The 20673-nt window shown below is 52.2% G+C and carries 22 protein-coding genes and 1 other annotated feature; all 22 genes read right to left on the reverse strand.

The annotated features are described in order from the left end of the window. Positions 1-447: 447 nt before the first annotated feature. Positions 448-2376: a LysM peptidoglycan-binding domain-containing protein gene (locus tag V4U88_RS25470; RefSeq protein WP_334076003.1), complete on the reverse strand. Its 1929-nt coding sequence runs from the start codon at positions 2374-2376 to the stop codon at positions 448-450. 163 nt (positions 2377-2539) lie between these two features. Further along, positions 2540-3418 (reverse strand): branched-chain-amino-acid transaminase, encoded by an 879-nt coding sequence (gene ilvE / locus V4U88_RS25475; protein ID WP_334076004.1) that lies wholly within the window; start codon positions 3416-3418, stop codon positions 2540-2542. Positions 3419-3420: 2 nt separating this feature from the next. Further along, on the reverse strand, positions 3421-4305 hold the full coding sequence (pheA, locus tag V4U88_RS25480; RefSeq protein ID WP_334076005.1) for a prephenate dehydratase: 885 nt from the start codon (positions 4303-4305) through the stop codon (positions 3421-3423). Beyond that, positions 4302-5270 carry a homoserine kinase gene (gene thrB / locus V4U88_RS25485; RefSeq protein WP_334076006.1) on the reverse strand — a complete coding sequence of 323 codons (969 nt, stop codon included), beginning with the start codon at positions 5268-5270 and terminating at the stop codon, positions 4302-4304. The genes pheA and thrB overlap by 4 nt, the downstream gene beginning before the upstream one ends. A 106-nt stretch (positions 5271-5376) precedes the next feature. Then, positions 5377-6663, reverse strand: coding sequence for a homoserine dehydrogenase (locus V4U88_RS25490; protein ID WP_334076007.1), 1287 nt, complete (start codon positions 6661-6663; stop codon positions 5377-5379). Between the two features lie 73 nt (positions 6664-6736). Next, positions 6737-7174 (reverse strand): ACT domain-containing protein, encoded by a 438-nt coding sequence (locus tag V4U88_RS25495; RefSeq protein ID WP_334076008.1) that lies wholly within the window; start codon positions 7172-7174, stop codon positions 6737-6739. Positions 7175-7407: 233 nt separating this feature from the next. After that, positions 7408-8721, reverse strand: a complete 1314-nt coding sequence (gene obgE, locus V4U88_RS25500) for a GTPase ObgE (protein ID WP_334076009.1) — start codon at positions 8719-8721, stop codon at positions 7408-7410. Positions 8722-8735: 14 nt separating this feature from the next. Then, positions 8736-9479 carry a Spo0B domain-containing protein gene (locus V4U88_RS25505; RefSeq protein WP_334076010.1) on the reverse strand — a complete coding sequence of 248 codons (744 nt, stop codon included), beginning with the start codon at positions 9477-9479 and terminating at the stop codon, positions 8736-8738. Between the two features lie 184 nt (positions 9480-9663). After that, the gene (gene rpmA, locus V4U88_RS25510) at positions 9664-9975 is read right to left on the reverse strand and encodes a 50S ribosomal protein L27 (RefSeq protein ID WP_044481732.1); all 312 of its coding nucleotides are present in this window, start codon (positions 9973-9975) and stop codon (positions 9664-9666) included. Between the two features lie 19 nt (positions 9976-9994). Continuing rightward, positions 9995-10327, reverse strand: coding sequence for a ribosomal-processing cysteine protease Prp (locus tag V4U88_RS25515; RefSeq protein WP_334076011.1), 333 nt, complete (start codon positions 10325-10327; stop codon positions 9995-9997). Positions 10328-10340: 13 nt separating this feature from the next. After that, positions 10341-10652, reverse strand: coding sequence for a 50S ribosomal protein L21 (gene rplU, locus V4U88_RS25520; RefSeq protein ID WP_059040908.1), 312 nt, complete (start codon positions 10650-10652; stop codon positions 10341-10343). 13 nt (positions 10653-10665) lie between these two features. Beyond that, positions 10666-10753: a sequence feature (ribosomal protein L21 leader region), on the reverse strand. A gap of 56 nt (positions 10754-10809) precedes the next feature. Beyond that, entirely contained in the window at positions 10810-12003 is a 1194-nt protein-coding gene (locus V4U88_RS25525) for an Rne/Rng family ribonuclease (RefSeq protein WP_334076012.1), read from the reverse strand. 65 nt (positions 12004-12068) lie between these two features. Then, on the reverse strand, positions 12069-12926 hold the full coding sequence (locus V4U88_RS25530) for a M50 family metallopeptidase (protein WP_334076013.1): 858 nt from the start codon (positions 12924-12926) through the stop codon (positions 12069-12071). Next, the gene (locus tag V4U88_RS25535; RefSeq protein WP_334076014.1) at positions 12919-13836 is read right to left on the reverse strand and encodes a M23 family metallopeptidase; all 918 of its coding nucleotides are present in this window, start codon (positions 13834-13836) and stop codon (positions 12919-12921) included. Before V4U88_RS25535 ends, V4U88_RS25530 begins: the two co-directional genes overlap by 8 nt. 131 nt (positions 13837-13967) lie before the next feature. Beyond that, positions 13968-15116 carry an FtsW/RodA/SpoVE family cell cycle protein gene (locus tag V4U88_RS25540; protein WP_334076015.1) on the reverse strand — a complete coding sequence of 383 codons (1149 nt, stop codon included), beginning with the start codon at positions 15114-15116 and terminating at the stop codon, positions 13968-13970. Between the two features lie 6 nt (positions 15117-15122). Then, positions 15123-15917: a septum site-determining protein MinD gene (minD, locus tag V4U88_RS25545; RefSeq protein WP_334076016.1), complete on the reverse strand. Its 795-nt coding sequence runs from the start codon at positions 15915-15917 to the stop codon at positions 15123-15125. Between the two features lie 3 nt (positions 15918-15920). Further along, entirely contained in the window at positions 15921-16583 is a 663-nt protein-coding gene (gene minC / locus V4U88_RS25550; RefSeq protein WP_334076017.1) for a septum site-determining protein MinC, read from the reverse strand. A gap of 79 nt (positions 16584-16662) precedes the next feature. Beyond that, complete coding sequence (mreD, locus tag V4U88_RS25555; RefSeq protein ID WP_334076018.1) at positions 16663-17193, reverse strand: rod shape-determining protein MreD; 531 nt, start codon at positions 17191-17193, stop codon at positions 16663-16665. After that, complete coding sequence (mreC, locus tag V4U88_RS25560; protein WP_334076019.1) at positions 17186-18064, reverse strand: rod shape-determining protein MreC; 879 nt, start codon at positions 18062-18064, stop codon at positions 17186-17188. Before mreC ends, mreD begins: the two co-directional genes overlap by 8 nt. Before the next feature lie 113 nt (positions 18065-18177). Further along, positions 18178-19212 carry a rod shape-determining protein gene (locus V4U88_RS25565; protein ID WP_334076020.1) on the reverse strand — a complete coding sequence of 345 codons (1035 nt, stop codon included), beginning with the start codon at positions 19210-19212 and terminating at the stop codon, positions 18178-18180. Between the two features lie 38 nt (positions 19213-19250). Next, positions 19251-19922, reverse strand: a complete 672-nt coding sequence (gene radC / locus V4U88_RS25570; RefSeq protein ID WP_334076021.1) for a RadC family protein — start codon at positions 19920-19922, stop codon at positions 19251-19253. Between the two features lie 118 nt (positions 19923-20040). Further along, entirely contained in the window at positions 20041-20643 is a 603-nt protein-coding gene (locus V4U88_RS25575; protein WP_334076022.1) for a Maf family protein, read from the reverse strand. Positions 20644-20673: the final 30 nt, after the last annotated feature.

Raw genomic sequence — 20673 nt, forward strand, 5'->3', positions numbered from 1 at the left:
GTATTAGGCACGCCGCCAGCGTTCGTCCTGAGCCAGGATCAAACTCTCCAATAAAGTTGAAACTCATTGAATAAGCTGATAGCTCATTTTGAATCTGACGAGAATTTTACTTCTCATTTAATACCCACTCGTTGTTCAGTTTTCAAAGATCAACTTCGTTTCTTTCGTCATCGCTGTGTTTCAGCGGCGACTTAAATAATATATCATACTGTTTCATAGAAAGCAAGCACTTTTTTTTGAGAAAAAATCAGGTTTCGAAAAGCGGCTTTCCGGCCGACAAGCTTGTCCGCTCATCGGGATAATTAATATAACATAAAACAGCAACAGGCTCAAGCAATTAAGCTCTAGTATTTAATGGAATATTGTCCATCCAAGCATTATGAGGAGACAAAATAGAAAATATAGCGGAGGGGTTACCTCCGCTTTTCCTTCGCATCATCTATCTGCTTATCCGTTAATCCAAGGGTTGCGCAGCTCGGATCTTGCATCCCGAACCTCTGAATTCGATTTCTTTTTGATAGAATCAGAGGAAGATCCGCCTTTTCTTTTATTCGTTTTCCCGGCCAGCGTTCTTCCCGATATCCTGGCATCTTTTTTGGCATTGGATTTTTCCCTTGTTCGGGTTTTCGCCGCTTGGGAAGAAACATCTGCCTGGCTTGTGGTCGCATTGGCTTTCAAAGCCTCATCCGTCGCGGCATCCGAATCAGCCTCCGCATCCCGTTCAAAGTAACCAGGCACTGATGCTCCAAACCCTCCCAGAGGTGCCACGGGAACGTTAGGCTGATTAGGCATCTCCGGCATACCATACATATCAGCCATACCATACATACCCGGCATTTCTTGCATTCCCTGCATTCCCTGCATTCCCTGCATTCCCTGCGTTCCCGGCATTCCCTGCATTCCCGGCATTCCCTGCATTCCCTGCATTCCCTGCATTCCCGGCATTCCCTGCATTCCCTGCATTCCCTGCATTCCCTGCGTTCCCGGCATTCCTTGCATTCCCGGCATTCCCGGCATTCCCGGCATTCCCTGCATTCCCGGCATTTCAGGAATTCCATAGGGGGATACAGGATAGTGTGGATTCGACATAGGCATCGTATGAGGATAGTTTTCTCCAGGCTGGTAATGCGCTTGGTGATAGAACGTTTGAGGACCGCAGCAAGGCGATGGGATATACGGAGTCGGCCAACCGTAAGATTGAACCCCTCCATACGCTTCGTGGGTTAACGGCATATTTGCCGGCGCTTGATATCCCGTCCAAGGCTGCTGCCAAGCCGGTTCATGGCTGTGATGCATATTATCACATGGCTTCTCCATATAAGAGTCCATAGGATAACCTCCGGTCTCCGGCCCGATATTATCGGGTGCCATATACATCGGTGCGTTGGAGATTCCAGGATATTCCCCGCTGTACGCATGTTGGGAAGGCATCAAATGATCCAGCGATTGAGGATAGTCGTAACTAAAGACTTTTTCCGCTTCTACGGGGTACTGATGAAACAAGTTCTCATTTTCATATTTCGGTACGGACCCATGGCAACCGCAAGGCGAGACCGGATAAGCTTGAGTCGGTGCTACAAATGTCGGCTGCTCCAGCTGATAATTATACGGGGACGGTAAGATGGGGTATTCGGGCTTTGGCGGACATGGCGGCTCTTCGGAATGTACGGGCTGAATGTTAATATTCTCATAAAAGATTGGTTCATAAGAGATATGTTCTACGCCAATCTCCACTTGTACGGGTGTCGGCAACGGTGCAGGCGGCTTGGGCGGTTCCACATTTACCGGAGCCGGCATCGGTTCAGAGAGGGCTGAAGGTACGGGTTCCTGAGCCGGAATGGGCGCTACGTTTGGAGCAGGAGCGGGAGCGGGAACCTGCTTCAATTCTTCCGCTTTCTCCGCCTTCTCCACTTTTTCAACCTTCTCCAGCTTCACTTCTTTCTTGGCTTCCGTCATGGGAGCCGTGTTTTTCTTACCGGCGGCCCCCGAAACGACAGGCGGTTTATTCGAATTTTCCTGGCTTGACGACGAAGGCGAATGAGGTGCGCCTGAGGGAATGTTGATAACTTCCCCTACTTTTAATTCGTTAGGGTCACTGAGTTGAGGGTTAGCCCCGATTAAAGTTTGCAGGGACATTCCCCAGGCTTTCGCGAGCTTCCACAAACTATCACCCGACTTCACCACATGTTTGTATACATTGAAGCCCTCCCCTTCGACCGGGACCGCAGCCGCCGGAATTTTCACCTTATCGCCCAGATTCAATTGTTCCGGATTAACGATTTGCGGATTGGCTTCAATCAACTTTTGAAGGGGCACATTATATTTCTTGGATAGTTCAAATAAAGTGTCTCCCTTTTTGACAATGTGAATTTTCACGCGCTAAAGACCTCCTAAATTTCTTCTCCGGTACGTGAATCTCCCGCCCCGGGGCCCAATTAATACATCCTATGCAGAAGCCCAGTTTTTTGACTCTCGGGAAAATAAAAAAATCCTACCCGTCTCTTCCGAGATAGAGTAGGATCTTCCTAATTTCAGCGGCTTACCAAACTTTAACGCCGTCTTTATCGACGATGCTGCGGAACTCCTCCAGCAATGCCAAGGTAATCGGTCCGGCATGGCCTTCGCCGATCACACGGCCGTCGACTTCCCGAACGGCGATGACTTCAGCCGCAGTCCCCGTCAGGAACACCTCATCAGCGACATAAACATCATGCAGCGTAAAAGGCTCCTCCTTGATTTTGTAGCCTTTTTGATGGCAAATGGCGATGATCGCCTGGCGGGTAATGCCGTCCAGTGCTCCGAGATAGCAAGGCGGCGTTGTGATGACACCGTTCTTGATGATAAATATATTATCCCCGGAGCCCTCGGTAACATACCCTTGAGCGTTCAGCATAATCGCTTCGCCCGCGCCCGAAAGATTGGATTGGATCTTCACCAGTATATTGTTCAGGTAGTTAAGCGACTTGATCTTCGGATTGAGCGCATCCGGAACATTTCGTCTCGTAGATACGGAAACGGTCTTCAAGCCGGTTTTGTAAGCTTCCTCCGAATAAATCGCCAACTGCTCTACGATAATGATGACCGATGCCTTCGGGCAGCGGTTCGGGTCCAGTCCCAAGTTGCCCGGTCCGCGCGAAACCACCAACCGGATGTAACCATCGCGAAGTTCATTCCGCTTCAGGGTTTCGACGAGGGCCTCTTCCATCTCCTGATAGGTAAGCGGAATATTCAGCATGATCGATTTGGCCGAGTCATAGAGCCGGTCGAGATGTTCCTTACATTTAAAAATATTGCCGTTGTAGATGCGAATTCCTTCAAAAATCCCGTCACCATACAAAAAACCGTGGTCGTATACAGAGACTTTTGCATTTTCCTTTGTCACGAATTGTCCGTCTAAATAAATCCATTGTTCTGCCATGATTACTGCACCTCCGATTTTAGTCCTTCATAGGTGTAACTTGGATAGCTGCCCAGAATACGCACCTGACATCCCAACGCCTCAATTTCCCCGATCGCCGAAGGAAGCAGCACCGAGTCCATTGGAGCGAGTACATCCATATAAAAATAGTAACTTCCCAACCGTTTCTTGGTTGGCCGCGATTCAATCCGCGACAAGTTCAGTTTGCGCCAGGCAAATGCCGACAGCACCTGGTGAAGCGCGCCCGGAAAATCTTCCGGCAGGGTAACGAGAATGCTGGTTTTTTGCTCGAATCGGCTTGAGCCGACTGGCAGGCGCTCAGGTCCGATCAGAACAAAACGCGTATAGTTATTGTTATGGTCGGTAACCCGATCCGCCAGAATGTCCAAATGATGCCGTTTGGCCCCCAAAGTGGTTCCGACGGCGGCCCAACCCGCCCCCGGATGCCGGCTTACGATCTCCACCGCTTCGGAAGTACTGCCCACATGCTCCAGCTCCGCATGCGGCATGCGCGAACGGATAAACTGCATGCATTGAGCCATCGCGACCGGGTGTGAAAGGACCTTATTCACTTTGGAAAAATCCAAAACCCCTTCTGATTGGAATTCATCCCTTCTTCCGATCAAATTTTGAATGGAGGGATAGACCCATTCGACTTGCATCGGGATATCCACCTCATGGACGAGCCAATCCATATGCAAGGTTACGGAGCCTTCGATCGTATTCTCGATGGGGATAACGCTGTACTGGGTTTTTCCATTTGCCGTCGCTAAAAACACATCCGAGATCTGTTTATAATGGTGCAGTTCCACAGGCTCATCACCGAACAAATGAAGCACCGCCTCATGAGAAACCGAGCCCTCCGGCAGCAAAGCGATTCGTTTCATGCTTTTACTTCCCCTTTAATAATGTCCAGTATTGAACGTTCTTTTTCCATAGTAATCTCGGCGGCTCCATGCGTGCAAGGTTTTAACCAAAGTGTTTTGGCGGAAATCCCCTCGCTATCAAGGACGCGGAGCAGGAAATCCTTTAGTTCCTCCCCGCGCTGATTATTACGGTCCGTTAATGCCAGGATGGTGGGCCCCGCGCCGCTTAGCGCCGCTCCCAGGGCCCCGTACCGGGGGGCCTCATCCAGAATTCGGGCCATCCCGGGAACAAGAGCCGCCCGGTATGGCTGGTGCAGGCGATCGCGCATCGCTTCCGCGAACAGATCCAATCTTCCGGCAGCCAAAGCACCGGTAAGCAACGAGGCACGGCTGACATTATAAACCGCGTCGCTCATGCTGACTTGCTTCGGCAGCGCTTCTCTTGCCGCGGTAGTGGAAAGCTGAAAATCGGGAATGGCGACGAGCACCTCCAGCTCCTCCGGCGGCTCAATCCGCAGGGCGGTGGCGTGCATCCCGTCCCAAACGGCCGTAATAAACCCGCCGTACAAAGAGGCGCCTACATTGTCGGGATGATGCTCCAAAGCGGTGGCCATGTCGAAAAGTTGTTCGCGCGTCAGCGGCGAGCCGATCAGCAGATTGGCGGCATAGAGCGCGCCGACGATCGCCGAAGCGCTGCTGCCAAGTCCGCGCGTCAGCGGGATGTCCGAGTACATCGAAATTTCCAACTCCGGCACGGAAATGCCCGCCGTTGCAAACACGGACTGGGCGACCTTGTAGATCAAGTTGCTTTTGTCCTTGGGCAATCCGTTCAAATTGTCGCCATACAAATGAAAAACCGTAGAAGACGCCGGTTTGATTTCCAGCCAGGCATAAAGATTCAGCGCCATGCCGAGCGTGTCAAAGCCCGGCCCGAGATTCGCGGTGCTGGCCGGCACCTTGACCCGCACCCCTTCCTGCCGGATCATAACCAACCTCGACTATATTCCTTGTATATATTTCGTGCTATTAAGGCATTCATGAATGCGAAGCTCCTTTATCATTTGGAATTGCGGTCTAGTTTTTCCTCTGCCGTTACCCTTCCACCCGGTATACGCTTTTAACCCGGCGTATCACTTCCAGAGTTTCAAAATGCTGCAGTACCTGATCCATGCTTGCTTTGCTGGCATTGTGGGTAACGATCATAATCTCGGCGTCCGGCGTGTCCGCGTTAGGGGATTGAACAACCGATTCCAGGCTCACTTCGTATTCCGCGAACGCTTGGGTAATTTGCGCGAGGACCCCCGCTTTGTCCGCAACCTGAAGCAAGAGGAAATTTTTGAACATGATTTGCTCGTCGCTCTTCAGCTTTTTGGGTTTGTAAGGTACGATGGCCTTGAGTCCATTCACGCCAAGCTTCAAGTTCTTCACAACGGCCACCAGGTCGGCTACCACCGAAGTGGCCGTCGGCATTTCGCCCGCACCGGCTCCATAGAACATCGTTTCGCCAACCGCCTCACCGTAGACGTACACCGCATTATAAACACCGTTCACCGCGGCGATCGGATGGCTCTTCTTGACCATCGTCGGCTGAACGCTGATGCTGAATTCGTCATCCTGGCGGTCTGCGATACCGAGCAGCTTCATTTCATACCCCAGCCGCTTCGCGTAAAGAATATCTTCCTTGCTCACCGACGAAATTCCGCGGACTTGTACATCCTGCAGCTCCACATTGGTCCGGAAGCCGAGCGTACCGAGTATCGCCATTTTGCGTGCGGCGTCCAGCCCCTCCACATCGGAGGTCGGGTCCGCTTCCGCATAACCAAGAGCCTGGGCTTCTTGAAGAACATCATCATATGAAGCGCCTTCCTCACTCATTTTGGACAAAATATAATTTGTCGTACCGTTGACGATCCCCATAATTTTCATGATTCGATCCGAGGAAAAGCCTTCGATCAGCGTCCGGATAATCGGGATACCTCCGGCGACGCTGGCTTCGTAGAATACATCGCATTGCTTCTCCATGGCTTTGGCCAAAATTTCCGATCCGTAGAGCGCCATCAGGTCCTTATTGGCGGTTACGATATGTTTGCCGCGGTCCAGCGCTTCAAGAATGTACTCTTTCGTGCTTGTAACCCCACCCATGACCTCGACGATGACATCGATCTCGGGATCGCGAATGACCTCCCATGGATCCTCCGTCAACTTGCCGCGGTCGATTTCAATATTCCGCTTTTTGTCCAAACTCTTGACAGCTACCTTCTCGATTACGATCGGGGAACCGACCTGGCTGCTCAAATCCTCCTGGTGCCCCTCCACAATACGGACCACCCCAGTACCGACCGTACCTAATCCAAGAAGACCTACTTTAACGGGTTTCACGATATGTCCCCTCCTGCTTCATCATATTGTCCGGCATGAACTTAATTCTTTCGCCGGGTTTGTTTTGTTGCCATTACCCTTGGCCGACGATTTGCGTCTTTTTGACACCCGGAATGCTTTGGAGCATTTCCATCATCGTATCCAAATCCTCGGTCATCCGGGAGGTCTCCACGGAAATGACCACATTCGCTCTGCCCTGCAGAGGAATACTCTGATTAATCGTGAGCAAGTTCCCGCCGGCCCCGGCGATCTGGGCAAGAACTTTGGATAAAATCCCCGAGCGATGCTCCAGATCAAAAGAGACCGTAACGATGCTCTCGCGTTCGATCTGATTCAGCAAATGAATCCCATCTTTGTATTTGTAAAAAGCGCTGCGGCTCAGCCCTACCTGTGCCACCGCTTCATGGACCGTCTTCGCATCCCCGACCGCCAACAGTTGCTTCACCTGCAGCGTTTTGATGATCGCCTCGGGCAAAATATCCTCACGGACCAAATAATAGCGTTCTTTCACAAACGTCCTCTCCTTAGAGACTCTTGTTTACGTATAGTGGACATTATATCGAAATCACCGGTCAGAGGCAATCCTTATTTGTGAAATACCAGCGCGGATTTTTATGTACGCGTAATTGCCCATTTATTACCTCCTTGTCGGGCGACGCCAGAATATACAGAAACGGATACAACGTCCCTTTGAAGGGCGGTACCCGTTTCGTTTAGTTCAGCATATCCGTTTATATAAAAGGTTTAATAGTAGTAGCTGCTTCCTTCGACGAACTCGAATTCAAAATCCCCGATGCGAACCAAAGTTCCATCCTTGGCACCGCGGTTGCGGAGCTCCTCGTCGACGCCCATATGGCGTAAAGTGCGGGCCAGCTTGAGAATCGCGTCATGGGTATTCAACTGCATCCGCTTCATCATCCGCTCGATCTTCGGACTTTCGACGATGAAGGTTTCGTTCTCTCTGCGGATCGTAAAGCTGTTGTCGTCGGTTTTTTCGAGCTTGTAAATCTTTCTTTCCGCTAGCTCGGTTACCTCTTCAATGGCCGGCGCTTCCGGAATTTGATCCAGCATATCGGCTGCCTTGTACATGAGCTCCTGGACCCCTTTACGGGTCAATGAGGAGATCGGCAGGATTTCCAGATCCGGACGAATTTCCTGGATTTGCTCTCTAAACCGCTCCAGATTTTCTTCCGCTTCCGGCATGTCCATTTTGTTGGCGGCCACGATTTGCGGACGGTTCTCCAGATCGGCATTGTACAATTTCAGTTCATCGTTGATCTTCAGCCAATCCTCGAACGGATCACGCCCTTCCGAACCGGCCATATCCACGACATGGATAATTAGCCGCGTTCGTTCCACATGCCGCAAAAACTCATGGCCCAAGCCGATGCCTTCATGCGCACCCTCGATCAGTCCCGGCAGGTCGGCCATGACAAAGCTGCGCCCCTCGCCGACGTCCACTACTCCGAGGTTCGGTGTAATGGTTGTGAAGTGATAGGCGCCGATTTTCGGCTTGGCTGCCGACACCACGGAAAGCAACGTGGATTTCCCGACGCTGGGAAAACCGACAAGCCCCACATCGGCCATCACCTTCAGCTCCAGCACGATCCAGCGCTCTTCGCCTTCCTCCCCGTGCTCGGCCAGTTCGGGAGCGGGATTGTTCGGCGTAGCGAAACGGATATTGCCGCGCCCGCCGCGCCCGCCGCGGGCGACAACGATCTGCTGTCCGTGCCGGGTCAAGTCCGCCAGCACTTCCTGCGTATCGTCGTCAATGATGACCGTTCCCGGAGGAATTCGGACGATCATATTCTCGGCATTGGCCCCATGCTGGCTCTTGTTGCGCCCTTTCTCTCCGCGCTGGGCCTTGAAATGCCGCTGATAGCGGAAGTCCATCAAAGTCCGCAGCCCCTCGTCCACGCGGAAAATGACGTCTCCTCCCTTGCCGCCGTCGCCGCCCGCCGGTCCTCCCTCAGGCACATACTTCTCTCTCCGGAACGCGACGAGGCCGTCGCCGCCATCGCCGCCTCTAACATATATTTTCGCTTTATCTACAAACATGCCTTCACCTCATTCTAGTTTGCGCAAGACACTCTCAGCCTTAAACAGATCAGCTTGGGATCGACCTGCTCGGCCAGCACTCTTTTTCCGGAGTTCCACAAATCCAGATGCCGTTTCAAAATTTCCACATTATCCGCGGAGCCGCCGTCCCTTTCAAAAACCGCAAGCACTTCGCCGCCCTCCCGGCACAGGGACAGTTTCAACTGCAACACCTCTCCCCAGGAAGACCGCCCGCTAAACTGATAGGCCCGGATGGTCTCGATGATCGCTTCCGTAAATTCCTCGGCGTCTTCAACGGTGAGCAGATCGCCAAGCTGCAAATCGTCCGCGATGGAAACCTCAAGCTGCACCGACCTGTTCAGCTCGCGGAACGAATGGAGGAAGAACACAAGCGAAGGAACCCCTAATTTGGAGATTTTGCTGTCCGCAACCATCCGTTCTTTTATTCTGTCCACACATCCGGCCAGTTTATCATACTTGCCCAACTGAATATAACCATACAAAATTTGCAGATCGTTCATCCAATCATGACGATGATGTCCCAGCGTCGCCGTCGCTGTTCTTTGCACGGATTCGAGCAACTGCTTGCGCTCGGTTTCCGCCTTCTTGTTTATATACCTTACATACCCGTAAAAAATGCCGAGCAGACAAGCACTAAGAAGTAAATAAGCCGCCGGTGAGTGGAGATAATACATAAGAATCAGACAAGCAATGGATAGCGCGGCAACCAAAGCCGGCGCCATTAGCCGATGTTTCATGCGTTTCCCCGTTCCTCTAAACAGATTGGGTGTGCCTTCCACCCTGACATCAATACCCAGTATATCATAAACCTTGTCAGAAAAACTGCACATCAATATATACTTTTCTTGCATACATCCGAATAAAAAAGCCCCTGGCATCCATATGCCAAGGGCTTCTATACCTCGCTAGTCAGCAAAGCTCTTAAGCTTCTACCGCAGCCGCTACAGGAGCGGTTTCCACTGGGTAGACGCTCACTTTTTTACGGTCGCGACCCCAACGTTCGAATTTCACGACGCCGTCCACTTTGGCAAACAGCGTGTCGTCTTTACCGATTCCCACGTTGGTACCCGGATGAATTTTCGTGCCGCGTTGGCGAACGAGAATGCTTCCGCCGGTAACCGTTTGGCCGTCAGCACGTTTAACGCCCAGGCGTTTCGCGATGCTGTCGCGTCCGTTCTTCGTGGAACCTACGCCCTTCTTCGAAGCGAACAACTGAAGATCCAATTTCAACATTGTCCATCTACCTCCTTCTTCAAGTAATCACGTCTTTTATTTGAATATACTTTCCGTATGAGCCTTCGATACTCCGCAGCATAACGACCATGGATGAGAGCAGCAGTTGTACTTGCTGTGCCATATCCGGACGAACTTCACCGGGAAGCTTTGCATTCAGAAAGCCGTTCTTCATCTCGGCTTCCATTACGGTTCCCGTCAGCGCCTCAATGGAATTCACCGTACCAACGGTAACGGCGGAAACACCGGCGCACACAATGTCCTGTCCCGGTTTGGCATAACCCGCATGACCGGATACTTCAAAACCAGCAATGTCGTTATCCCCGTCGCGCAGAATGGAGACGATAATCACCTATCGCACCTTCTTACGCTTGGATTTTCTCGATGGTCACTTTTGTGTAAGGTTGACGATGACCTTGCTTCTTGTGGTAGTTCTTTTTCGGCTTGTATTTGTAAACGATGACTTTTTGGCCTTTGCCGTGTTTCTCGACTTTCGCCGTTACACTCGCGCCGGATACCAATGGAGCTCCCGTTACCAAACCTTCGCCTTTCGATACTGCCAACACGCGGTCGAACGTCACGCTAGCGCCATCCTCAGCGTTCAATTTCTCGATGTAAAGAACATCGCCCTCTTGAACACGGTATTGTTTACCGCCGGTTTCGATAATTGCGTACATTTGCTTGCACCTCCTCATGTCTCAGACTCGCCTGATTCAGGTGCCGCCGTCGCTGAAGACAAGCGGACTTCCAAACCCGATCGGAGCGGTTGCAGCATGTGTACAAGACCAACTTATAACACATACCCTAATATACTATCACGGGTTACCTAAAAAATCAATGATCACATGGAAATTGCGACTGTTCCCTTATCCGTTTCCTCGTCATTTCCAACAAGCCCAGTTTGGTCCAGCCTAAAATATGATGCTGCGTACGGTCCCCGGTCATCGAGTTCTCCAGCATGTCCAACACGGTGGAGCGATGGTTTTCATGGCTCATATCAATGAAGTCGACGATGATGATCCCTCCGGTATCCCGGAGCCGGACCAATCGGGCAATTTCCCGGGCCGCCTCCAGATTCGTCTTGAAGACGGTATCCTCCAGATTATCACCCCCGGTAAATTTCCCCGTATTGACGTCGATGACCGTCAAAGCTTCGGTTATATCCCAGATGAGATAACCGCCTCCCGGCAACCAAATTTTGCGTTGAAAATCCTTGTCCAATTGCTGCCGAATACCATAATGCTGAAACATCGGGACATCGCCTTGATACAACCGGATGTTCGGCTTCTTCCCCTGCAGCATTCCGGCCAAAAAGGCGGAAGTTTCCCCCGCCTGCTCGGCGCAATCCATGATAAGCTCGTCCGTTTCCGGACTGTATACGTCCCGCAACAGCCGCTGCACCATGCTGAGGTCATGATGCAGTTCGGAAGGTGCGGGAGCCTGCTCCCCTTTCCCAAGAATCGCTTCCCACTGCTTCCGAAGCTGGGTTAGGTCTTCAAGCACCTCCTGCCCCCCGGCATGTTCCGCTATGGTCCGGAGGATAAGCCCTTCCTCGGAGCGGCGAAGCGCCTCGCCGATTTCTTTCAGGCGGTTGCGCTCCTCTTCCCGGCCGATCTTCTTCGATACCGCCACGTAACCGGCCGACGGCATGTATACGAGCCAACGTCCCGGCAGCGAGTAGTGCGTCGTCACCCTCGCTCCCTTGTTGCCGATCGCCTCTTTGACGACCTGGACGATAAGTTCCTGTCCCGGACGAACCAAATCCGTGATCGGTGGTTTTGTCTTGGGTTGCTTTTCCAAGTGAGGATGCAGCAAATCATCAATATAAAGAAATGCGTTTTTCTTTTGCCCGATGTCGATAAAAGCCGCTTGCATTCCCGGAACTACATTCATCACTTTGCCTTTAAAAAAACTGCCAATGAGTCCTCTTTTTTGAGAACGCTCAGCTGCATATTCCACCAGCTTATCCTCTTCCAGCAGCGCCATCTGGGTGGAATCAGGACCGCAGTGAATCATCAACTGTTTCATTGATTTCACCCTCATTCGTACGTTCTGACCAAACGCTTTTTTATATTATACCACGGCTTCCTGCATCAGGCGCCCGGGTCGCCCCGCAAATAGGAGGAGATTACCCGCTGTTCGGGCACTACCGCCACAATTTGTCCCTGCAGGTTCATGATATATATAAAATGATACTTTTCTCTCCTGAAAAGACGCAAAAGCTGATCCAAAGGTTTCGATCTATCGGCGATAATGGGTTGGGCCAAACTCCCGTACATCAGATGGCGGGTGAAAGCCCCCTCCCGGTTCACCAAAAAACGCACAAAACGATAAGGAATGTTCCGGTAATCGACATAATTGGAATAGAGCAAAAAAACGCCTACCAGCAATAGGTTAAAATGAAGCGGGCCGGTTCCGAGGAGAAGAGGCAGCGCCGAATATAAAACGACAAGCACGCTGCCCGCCAGGCTGATCCGGATCGACCATACCAGTGTAGGATGAAACGGAAGGAACATCCCGCACAGGGATTGACAAACTTTACCACCGTCCAGCGGCAAAATCGGCAGCAAATTGAACAGTGCGATAAGCAAGTTGCACTCCACAAAATAAGCGAAAAAAGGGCCTTCCCAGAGCCCGCCCGCATGAAGCAGCCAGGAGATTCCGATCAGCAGCACATTTTGGGCCGGACCGGCCAAAGCGATGATCATCTCCCGGGCCGAGCTGAGGCGGCCGGTATCTTCCATCACCGCCACGCCGCCGAAGGGAAGCAGTTGCACCGATATCACGGGTATCCCGAACATCCGGGCCGCCGCGACATGGCCCAGTTCATGGACAAACACGATCGCAAACAGGGCCGCAAGCTCGATAAAATGCCCGGTAAAAACGGAAGCGAGCATCACCAGCACGAACAAAGGATGAAAAGATATCCGCATTCCGCCCCAATTATTCAAATGAAATCACATCCGTAGGATCGATATACCGATCTTGCTTTTTCAGGGCGAAATACAAGGTAGGATGCGCGTCGTCCAAGGAAGCCGGCAAAGTTCCGAGCAGATCGCCTCCTTCCACCCAATCCCCTTTACCGACGGCAAGCTTCTCCAAGTGACCATAAACCGAAACATATCCTTCGGCATGCTGAACCGTCACCGTCGTGCCGGTCAACGCGTCATTCGTCACGTTAAGTACACGCCCGGTTTCTATGCTTTTCACCTCGGCCCCGCCGCCCGAATCTGCGCCGGGGATGACTTCCACACCCTTAAGATTAAGCACAAAGGGCTCGGCGAGCGTGCCCTGGATCGGGGGGACAAAACCGTTCGGGGCATCAACTTTAAGCCCCTGTTCTTCATGATGCTTGAATATTGGAATAAAGGTAGGCGGACCGCCAAAAATCTTCTCATACCAGGCCTCAGCGGCCCCAAAATCCATTTCTTGCGTCAAAGACTGGGCCACAAAAGCGCGAATAGGTAAGGACCAGTCCGGCTGAAACCGGTCAACCCCCCATATTCCCGCAAACAGAATCGCACTTAGGACCGTACGAACCCACAAGGACGACCCAAAAGAACGGCGCTTTCTTTCCGTATCCCCCCCATCCCCTCCGGGAGGAAAAACCTCCGTTTTGTCGTTCCATCGCCCTTTTCCCCGCTTCCACAGAAGCTCCGGATCAGGATCGGGATCGTAATCCGCCCTTGCGGGCTGTTGATGGACAACCGAAGGGCTGTGCTCCTCCGTTCTCCCACGATCCCTTCCTCCCCCTTGGGCGTCGTCAAAAGCATAAATCTGGCCGGTACCGGCCAAATCTCCGGCCGTCAATTGCCTGATGCGTTCCTCGCGTCGCTTTCGAACATTCGATTTTACGTCCATCTCCGCACCCTCCCGGTCGCATCTAGTGCTATATATGTATGAGGAGCTTGGCCGAAATATGAACAAGCCGCCGGCGTCCGGCGGAGTTCGGAAGCTCAAGCAAAAAAACCGGAGCCTTCCGGCCCCGGTAGTTAATCGACCTTATATTTTTCCTGATGCAGTTTGATGCTGAACACCAAACCGATACAGAGCATGTTGATCAGCAAGGAGGTCCCTCCGTAACTGATAAACGGGAGAGTAATCCCCGTAATCGGCATCAATCCGATCATCATCCCGACATTTTCGAAAATTTGGAACAGAAACATCGCCACGATGCCCACGATAATATAAGCGCCCATCCGGTCTATGCAATGCATCGCAATGAGTATCATCCGGTAGACGAAAAGGAAATATACGAGCAGCAGCAGGGCGGAGCCCAGGAAGCCGAACTCCTCGCCGACCACGACAAAGATGGAATCGGAGTAGGGGTAAGGGACGAACTTTTTATTCTTCAGTTCCCCCTTCATATATCCGTCTCCCGTCAAACCGCCGGAACCGATCGCGATCTTCGCGTAATTGGATTGGTGCTTGTCATCGTTTGAGGCCTGATCCGGGTTAATAAACGTGTTGATCCGCTGATACCAGTGCAGTTTCTGATGCTTCTCCAAATAATCATGAATTTGGGTATTATACACATGGAACAGCGTTACGAAAGCGATCAGCACCGCTATGACTGCGGTCAGACCGATCAGCACATGGCTGTATTTCGTGTTCCCGATCCATAGCATCGCGATAAGAATAACGAGGTAAATGATGGCGTTCCCCAGATCGGGCTGGATCAGAACGAGCAAGAACGGAAGCAGCGTCACGGCCGTGATCGGAACGATATCGCGCCGAAAGCGCAGAGGCTGCCCTTCCCGCTGACCCAGCATGTAGGCTACCGCCAAAATCAGAATGATCTTCACGAGTTCCGCCGGCTGAAATTGCAGGCCCCCGGGCAGTACGAACCAACTGCGGGCTCCGTTGATTTCCGGGGCCAACAAATACACCGCAACGAGCGATACACAACCCGCCCCATAAATATACCAACTGTACTTTAAAAGAGTTCTGTAATCCACTAAAGCCATACCGAAAACAACAACAAACCCTGCCAAATAAAATGCCAGGGTTTTCAGATCGTATGCCCTGAATTGGGTCTCGTAAGGCGCGATTGCGCTTCGGACCAGCAAGGCGCTGAATACCATAAAAAGTACCAGAACGCCGACCATCGGCCAATCCACTTTTTTTAATTTAAAGAACAACGAAAATCAACCCATTCCAAAAAACTTTTTAAACCGCGTAAACACGCCTTTTTTCTGATCCAGCAGCATAAGCGGAACTGTATCGCCCAGAATCCGGCGGGCGATGTTCCGATAGGCGATGGCGGCTCTGGAATCCGGGTTCATCACCGTCGGTTCGCCCGAATTGGCCGCTTTGATGACCAGTTCGTCATCCGGAACGATCCCGATCAGATCGATATTCAGCACCTGAAGAATATCCTCGATTTCCAACATATCTCCCGACTTGACCATATTAGGCCTGATCCGGTTCACGACCAGTTTGGGCGAGGAAATATGCGAGCTTTCCAACAGCCCGATAATCCGGTCCGCGTCGCGAACGGCGGCATGCTCCGGCGTGGTCACGACAATGGCCTGGTCCGCTCCGGCTATCGCATTCTTGAATCCCTGCTCGATCCCGGCCGGACAGTCGATAATCACGTATTCATGGTCCTTTTTCAGTTCCAGGACAATATCCTTCACCTGTTCCGGCGAAATGGCGTTTTTATCTTTCGTTTGCGCCGCGGGCAACATGTATAGTTCATCGAAGCGCTTGTCCTTCACCAGCGCCTGATTTAACCGACATCTGCCCTCGGCTACATCGATCAGGTCGTAAATGATGCGATTTTCCAGACCCATCACGACATCGAGGTTGCGTAAACCGATATCCGTATCCACCAGGCATACTTTCTTGCCAAGCAGCGCAAGCGCCGTACCGATGTTTGCCGAGGTTGTCGTTTTGCCTACGCCGCCCTTCCCCGATGTGACCACAATAGCTTCTCCCATAGATTACACCCCTTTAAACGCGTTAAAATCCGGCCGAATTCGAAACATGTTCCCTATTTTATCAATCTGCATCTTCCCGTCACGCAGAAAAGCGAACTCCATACTGGTCTCCCGGTTTTCCCATTCATCCGGAGGGCGGCTGATCACCTCGGCGATCCGCAGTTGAGTCGGCGCCAAATAGGAGGCCGCAATGACCGCCTCCTCATTGCCCTTCAGCCCGGCGTGCACCATACCTCTCAAAGCGCCGAGTATAAAAATATCTCCCGTGCAAGCCACGGTTCCTCCCGGGTTAACATCGCCCAGGAACAACAGGTTTCCTTCATGGTGAAGGACCTGTCCCGAGCGGACGATCCCGGTCATGGTCGTCAGCGACTTCATCGGGTCTACCGCCGGCATCAGCTCGGGCATTTCCACGGAACGAACCAGCAGATTTCCTTTCCGGCTCAATATATCAAGAATCATTTCTTTCTGTTCATCGTTCACGATCCGAGTTCCCAGCTTCACGTCAACATGAATAATCGGACCCGTCAATATGTTTTGATGGCTATGTTCCAGTTTATAACGCAATTCCTCAAGCAAAGCTCCGAAGTCGCACTTGTCGTCCAGCAGGAAAACCAGGCCATCTTTGATGCCTTTAATCGTAACATGATTCGACTTTACTGTCATAAGCCTGTCCCTCCCCCCTATTCATTTCGTGCAGGAGGCGGAAAGTTCCTGCTAGTTTCCCTTGAAATGTGCCGAAAAGTCAGGCCTTTTCCTCGGGGGAACGGCGTTTCGTAATAATCTCGAGCTGCTTCCGCAGAGGTACATAGATCATCAAAGCAAACAAAAATTGGATGAATACATTGGGAATGATGTGATTCATCATGGCCCAGGAATACGGCTCATGCACCACCCCGAACAGCGAATAGGTGCCGAAAACAATCGAATCGAAGAGCAGGCTTCCGGTGATGACAAAAATCAGCATCAAAGGCAGCGGAGTTTGCTTGCTTCGTGACAACAATCCGACCAAATAGCCGCAAAGGCCCATAGCAAAGGAATAAGTTCCGACCATCGCGCCATAATAAACGACGTCATGCAACAAGCCGAAGCAAAGCCCCAGAATAAGCCCGGAATGGCGATCCTCATAAACGGAGAAAAATAAGATGGCGATATAAACCAGATGCGGATTAATCCGGGTTTCCCACGCCGCCGGAATGAGCCAGGGGAGAATCGTGCCCTCCAGTATAAAGAGGAGGAACAGAAGCAAAATCAGGATCGTTCTGCGCTTATTCACCACTCTCAGCCTCCGGGAACACGATAAACAGCTCCTTCCAGTCCGTAAAGCTGGCCGCGGGTTGTATCGTCGCTGTATAGGTTAATCCGAACTCGCCCACTTGTATGTCCTTGACCTTCCCGATAATCATTCCCCGGGGGAATACGCCGCCGATCCCTGAGGATACGATCAGGTCCTCCTTGGCCAACGGCTTTGGATCTTCAATGCGGCTCATCAGAAACGTTCCGGTCTTCTTGTCATAGGATTCGATGACGCCAAACACCGAGTTTTCCTTGCCTTGGGCCGTAACGGCAATTCCGTTGGAATTCGGGTCGCGCGCATCCATCGTCGTGATCAGCTTCACCGTCGACGTAAGCCTGCTGACGCGGCTGACAATGCCGACGAGGCCTTTGGACGAATGAACCGCCATTCCCTCTTTGACGCCCTCACGGCTGCCGAGATTGACAACGATGGTCTGATTGACCGGATCATCATTCACGCTGATAACCTGGGCAATCTTCCATTCATACTTATACAGTTTTTTCTGCTCCTCGGTAAAATGAAGATCATTTTGCAGCCGAGTGTATTCCTGCTCAATAAAATTAAAACGGGCTTTGTCGCGCGTATAGTGGGAGAGCGCAATTTTGAGCTCTTCGTTCTCTTCCTGCAGGGCATGCAGTTCAGAAATATCTTCAAACAAACCCGCCACATAGCTAGTAGGCTTGTAAAATACGTATTGCACGAAACCGACCGTGTCCTTGACAAATTTCTCGGGCCAGGACAAGCCGGCTCTGGATCCCAGGGTGAAGCCCATGACCGCAATAAAAAGAATAAGTCCCATCAACAAAATAAACAGTCTTTTGTTGCCCAGCAGCTTAAACAGTTTCAGCACCCTCCAACCTTACTAAATTCTCCCATTTCAAGTTACTCACTATAAAAACAGAGAAAAACGGCCTGGCCGTCCGGTCTGGACGGCGCCGCTTTATCCAAGGGTTTCATTTCGGCCTAGCGTCTGGAGCGGAGGGCCGAGCTGCTTTTTGACTTAAACAAATGGATGTTGTCCAAGGCTCTGCCCGTTCCGATCGCCACGCAGTCCAGCGGATTCTCCGCGACGATGACCGGCATGCCCGTTTCGCGGGCCAACAGTTTGTCGAGATTGCGGAGCAACGCGCCTCCACCGGTCAGCACAATCCCGCGATCCATAATATCCGCGGCCAGCTCGGGCGGACATTTTTCCAGCGTGACTTTCACCGCTTCGACGATCGCGTTTACCGTATCGCTAAGCGCTTCGGAAATTTCATCCGAAGTGATCGTAATCGTTTTGGGCAGGCCGCTCACCAGATCGCGGCCCCGGATTTCCAACGTCTCCACCTTTTCCAAAGCGAGTGCGGATCCGATATCCATCTTGAGCTGCTCGGCCGTTCTTTCCCCGATCATTAAATTATATTGCCGTTTGATGTATTGGATGATCGATTCATCCATTTCATCCCCGGCCACGCGCACCGATTTGCTGGTCACGATGCCGCCCAGCGAAATCACGGCGACCTCGGTCGTACCGCCGCCGATGTCCACCACCATGCTGCCGGTCGGTTCCCAGACCGGCAGATCCGCCCCGATCGCCGCGGCAAACGGCTCCTCGATCGTGTAAGCCTCGCGGGCTCCGGCCTGCTTGGTCGCGTCCTCCACGGCGCGTTGTTCCACGGCCGTAATGCCGGAAGGAACGCAAACCATCACGTTAGGATGGCGTTGAAACAAAGAACGTTGCTTCTGTGCCTGGCGAATGAAATATTTGATCATCGTAGCCGTCGTGTCGAAATCCGCGATCACGCCGTCTTTCATCGGACGAATCGCCCGGATGTTTCCCGGCGTTCTGCCGATCATTTTCTTGGCCGATTCGCCGACCGCGACGATGTTTTTCGTATCGGTATGAATAGCGACTACCGAAGGCTCTCTCACGATAATGCCTTTTCCACGCGTATAAACCAAGGTATTTGCCGTTCCCAAATCGATTCCCAAATCTTTCGTAAAGCCACCAAACATGCTGTATCTCCCTTTCCTTCTATATCTTATCGATTATATTACATCAAGCCCTGCTCCTTCAAACTGACGAACTTCCCGTCTCCGATCACAATATGGTCCAGCACGTCAATGCCTACGATTTCGCCAGCTTCCATGAGCCGCCGGGTCATCCGGATATCTTCCGGACTTGGCGTCGGATCGCCGCTGGGATGATTATGGGCACAGACGAGGGAGGCGCTGCTGCATTTGATAGCGGCACGGAATACCTCCCGCGGATGAACGATCGAGGCGTTAAGACTTCCGATCGACAGTGTTTCTTGAGCAATGATATGATTTTTCGTATTTAAAAACAAACAGACGAAGTGCTCCTTCTGTAAATATCGGAGCTCTTCCATAAGCAGGTCGGCGGCGTCGCCGGGGCTGCGAATTACCTGCGCCTCGGGCAGCCGGGTTTTGGCCAGCCGCTGACCCAACTCGATGCCGGCTTTAATCTGGACGGCCTTGGCGGGGCCGATCCCTTTCATATTCGTTAATTCCTCCAGACTCAGGTCCATCATGCCGCGAATGCCGCCGATTTCCCCGAGCAGCCGCTGCGCCATATGAATCGCCGATTCACGACGGGTCCCCGTCCGCAGCAAAATAGCCAGCAGCTCCGTCTGGCTTAAAGCTCCCGCCCCGCAGCGGAGCATACGCTCTCTGGGGCGCTCCTCATTGGGAATGTCACGCAGCATATAGGTTGATGCATCTACCAAATGCGATCCCTCGCTTCCGAATGTATTAGCAAAGCCATAACGGCCTTACGACAAAGTCACGATTCGGAAGGATATGCTTTATCTCTTCCCTAACTGGTCAAAACACTTGAATTCCGAACGATGCCAGCATTTCCGCGAGCAAGGACAACGGTAATCCGACTACATTAAAGTAACACCCTTCGATCCCGGTGACGATCGTCGCCCCCAAGCCTTGAATCGCATAAGCGCCGGCCTTGTCGAGTCCTTCACCGCTTGCGGCGTACGCTTCAATCTCTTCTTCGCGCAAAGCTCTCATCGTCACTACGGTCATGCGGTAATCCACTTTGCTGGCGCCGGTGCGGCTGTCGATGCAAGCTACCCCGGTATACACCTGATGGGTTCTACCCTGCAGTGAACGAAGCATCGAGGCGGCCTCACGTGCGTCCGCCGGCTTGCCCAAAACCGCTCCGTCCCTGACGACGATCGTGTCGCTACCGACGATCACGCCGTGCCGGTCCCCGTCATCCAGTTGGCGGTATACGGCTTCAGCCTTCCGCTTGGCGAGCTCCGTTACGATTCTATCCGGTTCCCAGCCCTCGGGAGTCGTCTCCTCGGCATGGCTGGGAACAATGTCGAACGGAATATGCAAAGAAGCGACAAGCTCGCGGCGTCGCGGGGATGTCGAAGCCAGGATGATGCGTCGGGTTATGGTAGCATCCAAGATGCACTACTCTCCTTTTTCGAAGCCGGC

It is taken from the genome of Paenibacillus sp. A14, assembly GCF_036864815.1.
Taxonomy (GTDB): Bacteria; Bacillota; Bacilli; order Paenibacillales; family Paenibacillaceae; genus Fontibacillus; species Fontibacillus sanfengchensis.